The sequence below is a fragment of the Sphingomonas sp. FUKUSWIS1 genome, from assembly GCF_000733135.1.
Classification (GTDB): domain Bacteria; phylum Pseudomonadota; class Alphaproteobacteria; order Sphingomonadales; family Sphingomonadaceae; genus Sphingomonas; species Sphingomonas aerolata.
This window is the reverse complement of the sequence record NZ_JPJC01000041.1, coordinates 58,837-74,174: the sequence shown is the minus strand read 5'-3', so window position 1 is coordinate 74,174 and position 15,338 is coordinate 58,837. Positions and strand designations below refer to the sequence as shown.

At 58.4% G+C, this 15,338-nt stretch carries 15 protein-coding genes; 12 read left to right on the top strand and 3 right to left on the bottom strand.

Going from position 1 to position 15,338, the window contains the following annotated elements; translation table 11 throughout:
• From sphsw_RS20220 to sphsw_RS03760, 8 genes are all read left to right on the top strand, one after another.
• Window positions 1–313 (top strand): DUF6691 family protein (locus sphsw_RS20220; RefSeq protein WP_042466511.1); only part of this gene is annotated, 313 nt, incomplete at its 5' end.
• Between the two features lie 18 nt (window positions 314–331).
• Window positions 332–766, top strand: coding sequence for a TIGR01244 family sulfur transferase (locus sphsw_RS03785; protein WP_031439445.1), 435 nt, complete (start codon window positions 332–334; stop codon window positions 764–766).
• Complete coding sequence (locus tag sphsw_RS03780; RefSeq protein WP_031439444.1) at window positions 763–1,995, top strand: NAD(P)/FAD-dependent oxidoreductase; 1,233 nt, start codon at window positions 763–765, stop codon at window positions 1,993–1,995. Before sphsw_RS03785 ends, sphsw_RS03780 begins: the two co-directional genes overlap by 4 nt.
• The gene (locus tag sphsw_RS03775) at window positions 1,992–2,774 is read left to right on the top strand and encodes a sulfite exporter TauE/SafE family protein (protein WP_031439443.1); all 783 of its coding nucleotides are present in this window, start codon (window positions 1,992–1,994) and stop codon (window positions 2,772–2,774) included. Before sphsw_RS03780 ends, sphsw_RS03775 begins: the two co-directional genes overlap by 4 nt.
• A 29-nt stretch (window positions 2,775–2,803) precedes the next feature.
• Window positions 2,804–3,679, top strand: a complete 876-nt coding sequence (locus sphsw_RS18655) for a TlpA disulfide reductase family protein (protein ID WP_235188276.1) — start codon at window positions 2,804–2,806, stop codon at window positions 3,677–3,679.
• Window positions 3,579–4,205 (top strand): DsbA family protein, encoded by a 627-nt coding sequence (locus tag sphsw_RS03770; RefSeq protein WP_031439442.1) that lies wholly within the window; start codon window positions 3,579–3,581, stop codon window positions 4,203–4,205. Before sphsw_RS18655 ends, sphsw_RS03770 begins: the two co-directional genes overlap by 101 nt.
• A 2-nt stretch (window positions 4,206–4,207) precedes the next feature.
• Window positions 4,208–4,849, top strand: a complete 642-nt coding sequence (locus sphsw_RS03765; RefSeq protein WP_031439441.1) for a DsbA family protein — start codon at window positions 4,208–4,210, stop codon at window positions 4,847–4,849.
• Window positions 4,850–4,869: 20 nt separating this feature from the next.
• A complete protein-coding gene (locus tag sphsw_RS03760) occupies window positions 4,870–5,760 on the top strand; it encodes an MBL fold metallo-hydrolase (RefSeq protein WP_031439440.1) in 891 nt (296 codons plus the stop codon).
• Window positions 5,761–8,619: 2,859 nt separating this feature from the next.
• Here the strand turns inward: sphsw_RS03760 and sphsw_RS03745 are convergent.
• Window positions 8,620–9,171, bottom strand: coding sequence for an FxDxF family PEP-CTERM protein (locus sphsw_RS03745; RefSeq protein WP_042466510.1), 552 nt, complete (start codon window positions 9,169–9,171; stop codon window positions 8,620–8,622).
• A 1,342-nt stretch (window positions 9,172–10,513) separates the two neighbouring features.
• Window positions 10,514–10,864: a hypothetical protein gene (locus tag sphsw_RS19185; RefSeq protein WP_152555372.1), complete on the bottom strand. Its 351-nt coding sequence runs from the start codon at window positions 10,862–10,864 to the stop codon at window positions 10,514–10,516.
• A 134-nt stretch (window positions 10,865–10,998) separates the two neighbouring features.
• Here sphsw_RS19185 and sphsw_RS03740 point away from each other — a divergent pair, with 134 nt between their 5' ends.
• The 3 genes from sphsw_RS03740 (at window position 10,999) to sphsw_RS18650 (ending at window position 12,664) form a co-directional block, all read left to right on the top strand.
• Window positions 10,999–11,379, top strand: a complete 381-nt coding sequence (locus tag sphsw_RS03740; RefSeq protein ID WP_152555371.1) for a hypothetical protein — start codon at window positions 10,999–11,001, stop codon at window positions 11,377–11,379.
• 17 nt (window positions 11,380–11,396) lie between these two features.
• Window positions 11,397–11,747 carry a hypothetical protein gene (locus sphsw_RS19630; RefSeq protein ID WP_160172599.1) on the top strand — a complete coding sequence of 117 codons (351 nt, stop codon included), beginning with the start codon at window positions 11,397–11,399 and terminating at the stop codon, window positions 11,745–11,747.
• Window positions 11,748–12,244: 497 nt separating this feature from the next.
• Window positions 12,245–12,664: a BLUF domain-containing protein gene (locus tag sphsw_RS18650; RefSeq protein ID WP_081874117.1), complete on the top strand. Its 420-nt coding sequence runs from the start codon at window positions 12,245–12,247 to the stop codon at window positions 12,662–12,664.
• Window positions 12,665–13,778: 1,114 nt separating this feature from the next.
• Here sphsw_RS18650 and sphsw_RS19175 read toward each other — a convergent pair.
• Window positions 13,779–14,219, bottom strand: a complete 441-nt coding sequence (locus tag sphsw_RS19175) for a hypothetical protein (protein WP_152555370.1) — start codon at window positions 14,217–14,219, stop codon at window positions 13,779–13,781.
• A 277-nt stretch (window positions 14,220–14,496) separates the two neighbouring features.
• Here sphsw_RS19175 and sphsw_RS03730 point away from each other — a divergent pair, with 277 nt between their 5' ends.
• Window positions 14,497–15,231, top strand: a complete 735-nt coding sequence (locus sphsw_RS03730; protein ID WP_081874116.1) for a hypothetical protein — start codon at window positions 14,497–14,499, stop codon at window positions 15,229–15,231.
• Window positions 15,232–15,338: the final 107 nt, after the last annotated feature.

Sequence of the window (15,338 nt, the reverse complement as noted above, 5' to 3'; positions counted from 1 at the left end):
GTGGGACCCAACCCTGGCGTTCGTCATGGCAGGCGCTATCCTGCCGATGGCGATAGCATGGTTTGTCGTGCGGCGTCGCTCGACCCCGATTGCGGCTGAACAGTTCTATACGCCAGCCACCTCGCCGATCGACCGGCACCTCATCGGCGGTGCGGCCTTGTTCGGCATAGGCTGGGGCATCGTCGGATTGTGCCCAGGTCCTGCCATTGCCGCACTGGCGATCCAGCCTCTGCCGGCACTGATCTTCATCGCTGCAATGGCCCTCGGCGCTGCCGTCCACCGCTTTGCATTCACTTCCCGCCGTTCGGCCTGATCAGACAGGAGACATCACATGGCTTTCAAGCAGATCACCTCGTCCTTCTCTGCCGCCCCCCAGCTGACGCAAGCCGACCTCGCCGCTGCCGCGCAGGCAGGATATCGCTCGATCATCTCAAGCCGCCCGGACGGCGAGGAGGCGGGCCAGCCAAGCGCGGAAGTAATGGCTCGATTGGCCAGCGAACACGGTCTCGCGTGTGCGCATGTTCCAATCGTACCGGGCAAAGCGACTGACGCCGATGCGGATCGCATGAAGGAGGCGCTGGCCACGCTGCCACAGCCGATGCTCGGCTTCTGCCGCAGCGGGACGCGCGCGGCGACATTGTGGGCATTGGCCGAGGCCGATCGCGCCGATTCGGCGACGATCATCGGCCAGGCAAAGGCAGCCGGGTACGACCTTGCCGATCTGACGCCTGCGCTGAAGCGCCGTTCCGAGAGGGTGGATCAATGACCTACGACATCGTCATCATTGGGGGCGGTGCCGCCGGCATCGCGACCGCCTCCAGCATTCTGAAGCGCAACGCCAAGGTGACGATCGCGGTCGTCGATCCCGCCACGGACCACTATTACCAGCCTGGTTGGACGATGGTCGGAGCCGGCGTCTTCACGCCCGAGCAAACTCGGAAGGCCGAAGCCGATGTGATGCCTAAGGGCGTCCGGTGGATACGATTGCCCGCGATCACCATCGACCCCGACCGCCACGCGATCCAGCTCGGAGACGGAAGCTCCATTGATTATCACGTCCTGATTGTAGCGCCCGGGCTGCGCTTGGCGTGGGAGAAGATCGAGGGGCTACCAGAGGCCCTTGGCCGCAACGGTGTCACCTCAAACTATCGCTATGACCTGGCGCCCTACACCTATCGGCTCGTCAAGGAATTGCAGCGGGGGCGTGCGCTGTTTTCGCAGCCACCAATGCCGATCAAGTGCGCCGGCGCACCGCAAAAGGCCATGTATCTCTCATGTGATATCTGGCGAGGCTGCGGCGTCCTCCCCGCGATCGATGTTGAGTTCCACAACGCCGGCGCCGCCCTGTTCGGGATTCCGACCTACGTCCCGGCGCTGATGGAATATGTCGAGAAGTACGGCATCGATCTCAGGCTTGAATCCAACCTTGTCGCAGTCGACGCCGATCGTCGTGTCGCCACGTTCGAGCGCAAGCAGGACGGCGTCTCCGAGAGGATCGAACGCCCGTTTGACATGCTCCACGTCGTTCCGCCCCAAGTGTCGCATGCCGTCGTCGCCAATAGCCCGCTCGCGGCCGCGAACGGCTTTGTCGAGGTCGACGAGACTACGCTGCGGCACAAGCGATTTGAAAACGTCTTTGGCCTTGGCGATGCCGCTGGGACCAGCAACGCCAAGACGGCCGCTGCTGCTCGCGTCCAGGCGCCGGTAGTCGCGGTCAACGCGCTGGCCGCGCTCGACGGCAGCCCCCCCGTTGCCGACTATAATGGTTACGGCTCATGCCCTCTCACGGTCGAACGCGGTAAGATCGTCCTCGCCGAGTTTGGCTATGGCGGAAAGCTGCTGCCCAGCTTCCCATCCTGGCTGCTGGACGGAACGCGACCCACGCGCGCCGCCTGGTTCCTGAAGGAGCGGATGCTTCCCCCGATCTATTGGCAGGGCATGCTGAAGGGCCGCGAGTGGATGGCCGCCCCGCATAAAATCGGCAAGGCAGCATGACTCTCGAACCGATCCAGTATCTGCTTGGCACCCTTTCGGGCAGCCTGGTCGGATTTACCCTTGGCCTTGTAGGAGGCGGGGGCTCGATCCTCGCCGTACCGCTAATGGTGTATCTGGTGCGCGTACCCGATGCGCACCTTGCAATCGGCACGAGTGCGTTTGCCGTAGCAGCCAATGCCGCGACCGGTCTGATCGGCCATGCCAAGGCTCATACCGTAAAATGGCGGTGCGGGGGCCTGTATGCCACAGCGGGCGTCATCGGCGCGCTGCTAGGGTCCACCGTCGGCAAAGCCGTCGATGGCGGCAAGCTGCTCTTTCTGTTCGCGCTCGTCATGGTCGTCGTCGGCGTCCTGATGCTTCGCGGGCGGGGTGATGCAGGTAATCCCGGTGCGGAATGCAACCGGGAGAAGGCACCCAAGGTGCTGGGCTACGGCCTTGGGACGGGCTTGTTCTCAGGGTTCTTCGGCATCGGAGGTGGCTTTCTGATCGTTCCGGGCCTGATCGGATCGACGGGCATGCCGATCCTTAACGCTGTCGGCACGTCGTTGATTGCTGTCACCGCCTTCGGCCTGACGACCGCTGCTAATTATGCATTCTCCGGGCTGGTCGACTGGCCGCTTGCCTTCGTCTTCATTGGCGGCGGGGTCGTCGGCGGGTTGATCGGCACACGCATCGCCAAGCGCCTTGGCTCGGGCGGAACGCTTACCACCGTCTTCGCGGTGCTGATCTTCGTCGTGGCAGCTTACATGCTCTGGAAGAGCGCCGGCGCGTTTCTCTGATGGGAAGCGCGATTGCCATCGGACCGCTTATGATGGCGGTCGATCGTGGATTGGCGGTACTGTGCGTCGCCGTGTTCCTGGGGCTCACGACCGTGGCAGGGCGGTTCCGCTTCCCGCAAGTGTCTACGGTTACGACCGGTGCCATCGTCGCTGGACTGGTGGCGGCGCGGATCGGCTATGTCGCGGCACATTGGGCAAGCTATGTCGAAGCGCCGCTATCCATTTTCGCCGTCTGGCAGGGTGGCTTCTCTGCGATGGCCGGCATCGTTGGTGTTGCCGCAACGCTGGCCTTCCAGCTTGGCCGAACACGCGCCTTGGCGGTGGGCTGGGGGGCGTTGGCAATAGCGGGTGGCCTGTGGTTCACGCTCCAGGCGCTTATCCCGCCCGTGACCTATGGCCCCTTCCCCTATCATTTAACGTTGACGACGCCGTCCGGCGCTCCTCTCCCGCTTGCACGTTTCCGAGGCCGCCCCTTCGTGGTCAATCTATGGGCGACATGGTGCGGGCCGTGCCGGCGCGAGCTGCCGATGCTCGACGCCGCGGCAACGCGCAATCGGGATGTGCCGATCCTGCTCGCCGATCAGGGTGAGTCACCAGCAATCGTCACCGGGTTTCTTACCCGTGAAGGCATCGGCGTGAACAATGTCGCGCTCGATCCTTCCCGTAGGCTTTCTCAAGCCTTCGAGGTGGCTGGTTACCCGCAACCGCCTTCGTCGCTGCGGACGGCACGATCATGCAGCTTCAGTTCGGCGAGCTGTCGCGCGCCGCCCTCGCCGATGGGATCGATATGGCAAGGAAACACCGATGAACCGACGCAACCTTCTCTGTCGCAGCTTTCTGGCGTTGCTCACCGTCGCCGTGCCGACAGTGCCAGCAGTTGCGCAGCAACCCGATCTGTCGCGTAAGGCGGTCGTCGACGATCCCGTCGCTCCGAAGCGTGTCGGCCAAGCCTATGACGTCACCGTCGTTGAATTTTCCGACTATAATTGCCCGTATTGCCGGCGAATGGAGCCGGTGCTGAACGCGCTTGTCGCGGCCGATCCGAAGGTACGGATCGTCTATCGTGACTGGCCGATCTTTGGCCCTGCATCCCGGGAAGCCGCACGGGCTGCGGTCGCAAGCCAGTGGCAGGGCAAGCATGCTGCCTTTCATGAGGCGTTGCTGACCTCGCCGGCACGGCTCGACAGTGCCGGGATCAAGGCCGCTGCCGCGAAAGCAAAGATGGACTGGCCACGTCTGCAACGCGATCTGAAGACGCGCGGCGCAGAAATCGATGCGCTTCTCGCACGCACCAACGCTATCGCTCGAGCGATCGGGTTCAACGGAACACCTGCGCTGATCGTCGGCTCGCAAGTGGTGGCCGGCGCGGTTGATCTGCCGACGCTACGCCGGCTTGTCGCAACGGCGCGCAGCAAGCCTCAGGTGCATTAAATATGCCAGAGCCGCTCAATCGCAGGCAGGCAGTCGGGCTTGGAGCCGTCGTCGTGACTGGCTGGGCAGCCGGACAGGTGCTGCGACGCACAGCGCCGATCGGTCGCGACGTTGGTCCGACCGCTGACCAGATTCTGGCAGGCAGCGGTTCGCCTGAATACGGCCCTGCCAATGCAACGCTGCGACTTGCCGTGTTCACCGATTATCGTTGCCCGGCCTGTCGTCACGCCTTCCCCGCAATGGAAGAGGCGGTGCGACACGATGGCAAGGTTCGGGTTATCTACAAGGACTGGCCGATCTTCGGTCCGCCGTCCGAACGCGCCGCGAGCGTTGCACTCGCCTGTGCCGAACAGGGCATCTACCCAGCCGTTCATCGCCAGCTGATGACCGACAGTCGTATGATCGACGACGACATGCTCAGGGACATTGTCACCGGCGCTGGCGGGGACTGGCTGCGCGCGACGACCTGGCTTGCTGCGCATGGACAGGCTGTCGCGGCACGCCTGCGGGCGAACGGCCGGGAGGCCTATTCGATCGGTTTGGCCGGCACCCCGGGCTTTCTTGCCGGACGCATGCTGGTGATGGGCGCAATCGAAGCGGGTGATTTTGAACGGTTGTTCGCGCGGGCGCGGACGGAAAGCTAACAGAGCGAGAGGATGAAAACATGATCGAGTATGAGCACGATGGCATGACCGTTGCGTCGCTCCATGACGAACACACTGGCAGCTTCCAATATGTTGTCATCGACGAGACCACGAAGACGGCTGCGATCATCGACCCGGTCATGGATTTTGATCCGCGCGCCGGTGCGACCGCGACCCGCAACGCCGATCTAATCCTCGACTATGTACGTGAGAAGGGGCTGACTGTTGAATGGGTGCTCGACACCCACCCCCATGCCGATCACTTCTCAGCGGCTCCGTACCTCGCCAGCAAGACCGGTGGCAAAACCGCGATCGGCAACAAGGTCGTGGAAGTGCAGAAGCTGTGGCGGGACATCTACTGCCTGCCCGATCTTGCCGTCGACGGCACCCAGTGGGACCGGTTGTTCGTGGATGGTGAACGTTTTGGGATCGGCACGCTCGATGCTTATGTCATGCTGTCGCCGGGCCATACGCTTGCTTCGATTACTTATGTCGTCGGTGACGCCGCGTTCGTTCACGACACGCTGATGGTCCCCGATAGCGGCACAAGCCGGGCAGACTTCCCGGGTGGTGATGCTCATGCGCTGTGGCGCTCGATCCGCGCCATCCTCGATCTGCCACCCGAAACCGCAACCTATGTCGGGCATGACTATGGCAAGGATGGCCGGGACGTACTCGGTCACTCGACCGTCGCCGATCAGCGTCGCGACAACATTCATGTTCACGATGGCATCGACGAAGCCGAGTTCGTCGCAACCCGTGAGAAACGCGACGCATCGCTCCCACTACCCGACCTGATGCTCACCGCGCTTCAGGTGAACATACGTGGCGGCCGACTGCCAGATGCCGACGAATGTGGGACGGCGTTTCTCAAAGTGCCTTTGAACCGGTTTGGGCCTGCTGTCTTGTAACTTGGGCCAAGCTAGAGCGGCTTAAATTTTCGGTGTCAGGATCGACCGAGACCAGACGTGCCGGCTTTGGATGCTCCGCACCTAAACGCTTGCAGGTCGTAGACATTGGTCAAGTTCGAGACACTTTAGGCTTTTGGAACGGAACTAGGGCTAGTCACAGACGATAATTCTGCCATCTTTCTCAGATGATAATTCTGTACAGCGTACTTGCGGTCGTCTGGGGCCTCCCAATTGCTATCATACTGGCAACCTCAGTCGGCTATGGCGTTTCCCCTCGCTTCGCTGAATTTATGCGAACACATCTAGGGTTCTGACAACAGCATCACGTGCCGTGAGCCGGTTATCGATAATGCACGAAGACATCGGCTGTCTGTTTTTGCGTCGACTTGGGAAACAGCCGTTCTGGCTGTACCGCGGAAACGCTCAGTCCGCCTGCCGGAGCTGTAGAGCAGACTGTTCAGACCCACGGATCGGCGTTTGGGGCGGGCAGGTCTGCGCAGGCAGCAACGTGGCAATTCTTGCTCGAGTTAAAAACGGCCTGTATCACCGCGAGATTGCAGTTCTGAAATGCGCTTGCGACGTAGACGGCTCTCTGCGAGGCAGACCTAAGAGCCCGCTGACCCAAGACAGTGAGAGCTCGGCATCCCGCTCGCGACATCAAGCGTGTCACACAAGCGGGCGGGGTGCTTTACGAATATTCAACTATCAAGCGTGTAGCCAAAAACTGAGGCTATGGCCTTCAGTACCGCGTACCTTTTTAGCGCCTCGCCATGTTTTTTCGCACAGCCACGCGGGGCGCTTTCGCTTGATCGAACTAGCGCGTGTGGCCATTAACACCTTCTTTACCATAAGGTTGTATCAACAATCGTCTTGAAGAAATTCGTCGAGCGCTTGTGCATTGATGATGATTATCAATGAGGTGCAGCATGAATGCCTCCCACCGATCGAACTTCCCTGTGGCGCACTCTGCGGCCCACACTATGGTTAGTCGGTACGGGGTGGATGCTGCGTTCGTCGCCCAGCGCGAAGTCGATGCCAAGATTGAGCGCGGAGACCTCCAGGGGGCACTCGAACTTGATCAAGTACGCCGTGAACTTCTGGATCTCATCATAGATATAGAGCCTCCTGCGCATTACTGACCTACCGACGAATGAATTCGTGAAATTGTCCAATTCTCTTTTGCGCGCCGGGTGTTTGAGCGAACACCTGCTCGCTGGCGACGGCGGGACGAATCAGCGAGGCATGGCAGGCGGACTACAACACCGTGCGTGTCAACAGCACTCCTGCCAGGATGGCACTCGGCAACTCTACGACCCGCCCCGCCACGGGCATTTGGAAAACGCGCGAAGTTATCCGCGGCCGGGCAACATCCGCGGCGTCAAAGAGCAAGCGGACCGTGGTGCCGAAGAAGCGGCAAAGTCGGGCTTACTCAGTAAGCGCCAAAGTGCCGGCGAGACGCCTGCTAAATGCAGCGAATTCCAAGCTTGTGACCATTGGTCCTCAGTCGATTGCACACTCGGGTCGCAGCTAGGCTAGGGTGAGGCGGAGGTTCTGGCTGACGGTCCATATCGCAGGCCACTCGCCTGGAACGTCGCTTCTAGCCTAAAGATGAGGGTGGTCTGCCCTACTCTCACCACGATCCGTTTATGCGAACGGCTACGGGGGCTTTGATACATCACCACTCGAGCAGAGAGTAAGAAACCCGCCAATTCCAGTTAATGCGGCTTTCACCGTATGGAATTACAATTACGAAATAGAGTTCCTGCATAAGTCCCCTTGTCGAAAGACAAACACTTTTAACGCGGGGGGTTCATATGCGCTACTGGCCTATCGGTAAGCCCATCAGGGCTTAATAGTGTCAACAGCCTGAGCAGCTATCATCTTACTGCCGCATTTTGCAGGGGATAGCGCAATGCGTCACTGAAACAGTGGTAAGGCTCGCAGAGGCTGCTGACTGATACCTTTGTTTTTAACCTAACATATCCAATACGCGATATTGGAATACCGCAAAGCTCGATAACGGCTAAGCTCGAAAATGCCCGGCTTTCCAAGCCGGGCATCTTTTTGCCGTCAAGACCTGGTCATGTCCTTTACCGGCATCTCAAAAGTAAAGGCCCGAGGAACAAGCCCAAGCACTTTTACGGCCTTTCGCATTGCTTCGTTATGCGTCGATATCGTGAAGTGGATTTCCGTGAACCACCCGTTTAGGTGAGTCTTCCGAAACCGCGAAAGTACGGCAGCAAAGGCTGCAGGAGCAGTAGGCGAACCCCAGGCAAACGTGATTGTGAGCGTTCGATCATCATGGTCCTCGCCCCAATTAATACCGCCAACGCAAGTTCCGCTTTCATCAAAAGCCAGAATTGCGGGATGGTCCCATTTGCATGGTGGATATCTCAGCCAACCATTGCGCTGATGGTCGACACCCGCGGCGTAAGCAGCCCTCAGGCCTTCCTTGCTATGTGCGAGTTTGGTAACATGCTCCAAGCGTAGACTCATGTTATAGTTCTCCGCCCACGCTTGAACATCATGACCCCAAAATGGCGCACACCGGTGGCCATTACCAGTCCCAGCCGCGTACGTGGCTCTGCGTGGCTGTAGATCGATGGATGCCGATACCAGGACGTGTGCTCGGTACCTGACGGCGTCCATTCAGGCGCGTTCGCGATCTCGGGGTTTGAGCTGTTGGGCGCAGTATGGGCCATCCCGCTTGCCCAATTATCGATCGACAGCGCCCACCGCGCCACATGGACTCTTCGGCAAACCCATTGCGCCGGCGGTTAAACAAAAACAGCCGCCAACCTAGAGAGGTTGACGGCTGCCTTCACACAGCTGGCCACTGGGACCAGCTGTGAAATATGCTTAGGCGAATGCGATCTTCGCCTGGCGACGACGAACGCGCATCGATGCGCCAATCCCGCCGATACCAAACAGCATGATTGCCCAGGTACCAGCCTCGGGAACTGCTGCCGTCGGCTCGAAGGTCGCGGTGCCGGCATAGGAGCCGTTGCCACGCGACGTGCCGTTCACGACGATCTGGTTCGGCACACCCGAAGCGATCGAGACGTCGTTGAGCTCGAAGAACTCGGCGTTGCCGACAATGGTCTTCGTGGCTGCGACGCCGTTGATGAACACCGACAGGATGTCGAGATCGGTCGAGCTCGTCAGCCGCGTGGTGTTCGTGCTCAGCGTGCCGCTAGCCAGACCGGTCTGATCTATAATGAAGTTGAAGGTATCCTGGAAGGTGCCGGCAGCGATGCCCGAACGGCCGAAATCTGCCGAAACGGTACCATCGTTGATATCGCCGCGAACGGTGAATTCCGGATCGTTCGGGGTGAAGTCAACTGCATGAGCCGCTGGGGCCATCGCGAAGGCGGATGCGAATGCCATGGTCGAGATGAGTAGACGCTTCATGTTGGTTTCCTCGAGTTTGTCCTTAACGAAAGGATAACGGGGGCCATGGCGACACGCAAACCGCTCTATCGCAAAATCCGGCTATGACCTTGATAATGTCGACTTTCTGGAAAATCGTGCCTTTTCCGTCACAGACGACGCTACGGCGACCGCTCCCCGTAGGCTTTGGGCAAACTTTCCCTGCAAAAAGACCGGCTCAAGACGACCCCTGCGGGAATCGAACCCGTGCTTCAGGCGTGGAGCCGTAATTCGCTTCATTTTCAATAATGCTTGCCTGAACGCGCCTCAAAATCGGCGTCATGTTCAGGAATGGGTTGCGGCGCACGGGCCATCAGCGATGGTATACTGACGAGTCTGGTGAAGCGGCCTGAGCGTTACCGCAACTAAGCCAGTGCGACGTTTTCCGTATCAAAGCACGAACGTGCGGCTTTGACCACTCCACCCCTCCTCATCGAGATGGGGCTGTCAGGTTCGCCGCGGATCGTCATGTCGTGGCTTAGTGCTCGGAACGATCCGCTGCCACTGGCCGCTGATTGCCTACGGGAGAACCAGTATGCTGCGCACCTCGAGTCCTGAAGTTCTGAACATCTCAGCAGACGAGGGGGCGGGCTGTTCGATGGGCCCGGCCTTGCTCTCAAACTCGACATCGAAGCCGCGTAAGCTTTGTCCGATCAGTTGCTCTCCAGATGCGCCTTGGCCCGTCAGCAGCGGACAGTGTTCAGCCAGGCGCCCCACCCGGGCCTTCCTCGTCGGGGTGATGCGCTCGCGACATAGCCAGCGCATAAAAAGAGCCGCTTTCAGCCGCCTAGGGAAGGCGTGCCGCTTTCGATAGGTTTCTATCGAATGGCCGGGCGTGAATACGGGTGCTGTCCTGCTAATATAAAACAGTTTTTGGTTGATCAAATTCGCAGAATCGTCGGCTCCACCTCGACCAGATGGTCAGAGCGAGGCCGTAGGTGTTAAATTTATCAAAACTTCTGATGGTTTAGAAACTGGGCTGGCGCGATCGCGGCCACCCCTCGCGTTGGAGATGTCGGCCTTGCAACTGCAGGCGGTCGTTCCGAGGTGCCAGCGCTGCAAGGCCTTTAGTTTAGGCGCAGTCGCTTGCGGTATGCTCGCCCAGTCTTGCTGCACAGAAAGCCGGAAATCCAGACATTTCTTAGGTTCGGGGCAAGCCGTTCTTCGTGCGGGCAGTCAGATAGCTTGCCGTCGATAGTCTGGCCCGCGACCCGACCAGCTTCGAAAGTTTGCTCCATAATTCGATCAATGCCTTGCATGGCAAAGGAGGTAGAACCCAACCCCTTTCTACCGAGCGAACAAAGTTCCTTTCTACCGAATGAACTCAGCCCCAGACACCGGCCCTATCCTCATCCGGATGGTACGCGCGGGAGAATCGTACACCGGTCGATCCGCAGGCCAAGCCAGGCAGGGTGGCGGGCGTTTCGGAACATCGGGGACCAGGTTGGGTAGGAACGCCACCTACGAAGCGGATCCGGATGTCGGCTCCGCTTCCGTGCATTGCCTGAAAAACGGCGACCGTTTGGCTTTCCTTCATCCGCTTGCAGATCAGCAGCGCACGCTCGGCGCTGACATAGCCCAGATACATGCCGCGGTCACTGACGATGGCAGCGGCATTATCGTCGGGCCAGTTGGCCAACCTTAGACGCAACTCGACCGCGGGGGTTAAGCGCACCGGGCATACTGCCATAGCAAGTGTGTCATAAAGAGAATTGCAAGGGCGCGGTGGGTCTTTGCATCACGTTAAATCGAAAGTCTAAAATGCTATGATTTAACGGAGTTTTAGGCGTGCTAACGGATGACGGCCCTATGAACACCCATCGCGGCCCTGTGGCTGGTGCCGGCAAAGGTCGGCTTGATCGTAGGTATTCGAACCGAACGGCGATGAGTCTCCCAGCCGTGCTCATCACATCTCTTGCAGATGAGCATCCGGCTATTATCCAAAACGTGTCAACTTTGGGGTTCAAGCTCCGCTCGGAATACAGAGTTACGGTCGGACGGTTTCTTTCACTCAATATACCGGGGCTAACTGCCTACTCCGGATGGGTGGCGTGGTCGTATCTTGACCTATTTGGGCTTGATGTGGCTAACGCCATTCCGGAGCCGGTCATCGAGCACATCATCGCGATGGCGTTACAGGCCAGCGAGGGCGTTCACCATGAGGTCAAGCGCCGGAATCTCGACATTTGATGGCCCGGTCAGCCCCCATGAGTGATCGAGAGGTCTGGATACAGGCGGCCGCCATCCTGGCAGAACACGGCGAACATACCCCAGATTATATCGTCGATCAGATGGTCGCTGCCATCGGCGACCCTGTTGCCGTAAAGAATTGGCACGCATTTCCGCTGCAGTCGATGTTATTAAAGGCACGTGGGCATCTACTGCAAATTGCTGATCTCGGAATACGCTTCGGATGGTCGCAGATGTCGCACAATCCCGGTGAGGGAGGCCGTCACACTCTGGCTCTGGCCGATCTCGTTATCTTGCTACGCACCCTCCCAGAACATGACGAGCGGCCAGCGCTCGGGGCAATGATGCCAGAGGCACCGCAGAGCTAGGCGCACCGCTGGCGTGTCCACGCGACCGCTGACAGTCTCACTGAGCGTGGCTCACAGAACCTGGACCGCCAGATTGATTATGTGTCGTGTTTGATGATGCATTTGCCACGGCACCTATCAGGAACAGGCTTGTAAGGAGTCGATGTGACGGGACGGTGTCGCCTATGCACGAGCAATGATGAGGACGCGATGATCGAACACGTCGCGGCCTATATGTCAGGCAGCCGGATAGAGCGGCTCGAGGATCGGGCGCCATGGAAAGAGGCCAGCGCTACTTGGAAGGCCGCGTTTAGAGAAGTGGCTGTCGCTGCTTGGCAGGCACTCACGCTGCCAGCGGTATTTGGATCCGGTTACTTAACCCGACCGACGGACACTATCCTCCTGAGGATTCACTTGTCAGCCATTAACTATTTCTTAACCAGAAAAAACCGAGAATGTGTCAGCGAGCGGAGTCATTTCGATCGACATGACTTAGTGCGATACGATCCGAGGGCTCTATGCAGATCATTATTTATATCAGCAGAGCCAAGCAGAACTTTACGTCAGGTGATTTGGCCGACCTTCGCGACCTCGCTGATGCCAGAAACCGTTCTGAAGATATTACCGGTCTTCTCCTATCTGACGGTGCCCGCTTCATACAAGCGCTGGAGGGAGACGCTGCCGCAGTGCAGGCTGTGATGGATCGGATTGCTAAAGATTCGCGTCACGATAATATTAGCTACCTTAGGCCTATTACGACCAATTGTCGCCAATTCAGAAAATGGACAACCGAATATCTAGCTGAGAGAGACCTTGGCGAAGAAAGGGGATTCCTTGATCGTGTGATGAGACATGTCGCAGATGTTGAATGCGACTCGATAAAAGCGGTTTTTATTGGATTTGCCGCTCTTTCACTAAGTCGGCGATTGACATTCTAAATCCGACTCATGCAGTCCCTTGTTATCAGAAGGGCATATCTGATCTGTGGCTGTGAACGACATAAGAAGGTCAACGTAGACCAGTTCTTGGGGTCCGAGGCTGTGCCCTTGATGATCCGGTTCTTCCGGTGCGGGCGGCGGCAAGCGCCCGAAGACCGCGCGGCCTAGGGCGGCTGCATCGGGGCGCGCAGGCTCGACGACGAGCCGATCAATGAACCTGACCGAAAAGCGCTAACTGCCTTGGGACGAGGCGCTGCTGGACTATTATCGCACGTTCAGCCGCTCAGCTCGAGGCGTAGCTCGACAGCGTCGCCAGACGAGCAGAGCATACACGCCATACGGCGGTTGCTCTTTGCTATTGCGTTCGCTTGGGAAGTCAAAGCTGGCTGTGGCAGTCGTCAGTTCGTCCATTGGAAAGGTACGCCCCTAGAAGAGTGGCCAGCGCTCGCCGCCAACCGAGTTTGCGCGGCTGCCACTACCGTTCGCCATGTATTTTACCCCACCAGTAGCAGCGACATACGCTGCACGACTTGCCTGCTGAAAGTGGAGCACCTGCTGCCGGGGCACTGATGCGGCGTTTGGGTTGCCGAATGGCTGCTTTCAGATGGCGGATCTCCAACCCCAGCGTCTGACCCTGGGCGTACATCTGCCCGGCCGCTTTTGAGCGCCGACTGTCCGCCATGCAGTGTCGGAAAATCCACGATATTCGCCAATCGGGGTTGGCGACGGCGTTTTGCGGCGATCGGGAGGCTGCCGTCCGAAATCACCTGTTGTTGCACAGTTGTCATTACGACCGGGCTTTCCACACATTTGACTAGGGTATGACGATCATGGGAAGAATTACGGCCCGACCGCTTTAGGGACGCTCAGATTGCGCGAGTGGCCGTTTGTTCACCTCGAATTGCGGGCGTACGCGCCCGTATTTCGGCTATCAATGCTCATAAATAGCCAATCCCGTAGCAGGCATTATGACAGTGGCCTCTGAGACCTGTGAGTCGACGCCGAAAGTGGAAACTGGTAGATCTTTGCGAAGCCATTGAGTCTGCGTCGAAGCTTTACAGGGGCTGGTATACCAAACAGCGCTGATCGGCACTCCTGTATTAGTGCGGGGCATCTAATTATATGACCGCGTTGCGATATCTGCGGCGTTTAGTAGCTTGACCTGATCGTCAAAGCGCAGAATCGTAGTCGGGCGCTGTCCGACCTCGACGACTTGCAAGACTTCGGTCACGACGACTTCCGTAAGGTTTTCAAATGCAGGATGACCAGAGAGACGTCCTACGGGGCGTCCGACGGCCGCAGCAGCGACTTCAGGCGACAACCCCATGCCCGGAAGGGATATGCTGGCGTTCTTACCCGTAATAACAGTCATGCGTCTCGAGCCGTACGGCATCGGCAGCAGGATCGTTAGCGATAGGTGACCGTCAACAAGACGCACCTCGCTTATCTCGATCGCATTCGTACGCGGAACTGCTCGCACGACGGCGAACTTCTCCGGGTCCACCCCGTGGTAACGCAATATCGCGGCAGAACAATTGCTAATTGTAACGGCCACTGGCCGATCCGCTGGTTGCCGATCCTCAGTCGGAACACGTGCAGTCATATCAGGAAAACCGGTTTTATCATTTGTGCTCCGGCGTATTTATGTCGGTACTGACGGCCTATACTTTTGGAATGCTTTAGATTTGGTTGTACTTACGTGAGCGTAGGAATGCGGTGGATGAACCACAGCCGCCAATGGTTTTCATTTATCTATGCCATCAAGTATTCTTAATCAGACTTTAACCATCTATGGGGCAAGCATGCGGGGCCGTAAGGGATGATACCAGATTATGGATAACCTTCTAATAACGACGTTCGCCGAATCGGATAAGGTAGCTAATGCGGCTGATGAAATAGAGAAAGCTGTCTGGTCCCGTATGGGATTTCTAAACTTCTCAGAGCCGTTCGTTCATTACTTTGATCTGATGGAGCGATATCCGGAATATCAAATTGCCGTCATCGATCGTGATCGTGACTATGTTGTGGCAACTGGCAACCTCATCCCGATGTTTTACGACGATCCGTCTAACTTGCCGGAGCGTGGCTGGGATTGGGCGCTTCAGTGCGCTGCCGAAACGACTAGCTGTGCACCGAACATGGTGGTGGGCCTCTCTGTTTCCGTACCGGACGCACATCGTAATCGTGGGTTGGCCCGCGTGGTGCTCGGTGCGATGCGCAACCTTGTAGAGAGCAAGGGCCTGGGCAAGCCGTTTCTCCCAGTGCGGCCGACCATGCTTGAGCAGCATCTCGATATGGATATCGCGGACTACGCAATATTGCGGCGGGAGGATGGTCGGCTCTACGATCCATGGTTGCGAAGTCATGAGAGGGCGGGGGGGCGCATGGTCAGTCTTTGCCGCAAATCCATGGTCATCGAGAAACCGGTCGGTTTTTGGGAGGCGTGGTCGGGTCAGCTTTACGAACGGTCCGGGAACTACCCTATCGCGGGCGGGCTGGCGCCTGTGGCGATCGATCTCGAGAGAGGGATGGGAAGCTATGTGGAGCCGAACGTCTGGTATAATTGATCGGCGCAGGCCGAGCCTGACCTCCATCGCGGTTCGAAAGCCTGCGACCACGCAGGCGCGCTCAATCATCCGTTATCAACTAAGCAATGCGGACTAGACAAGATCCC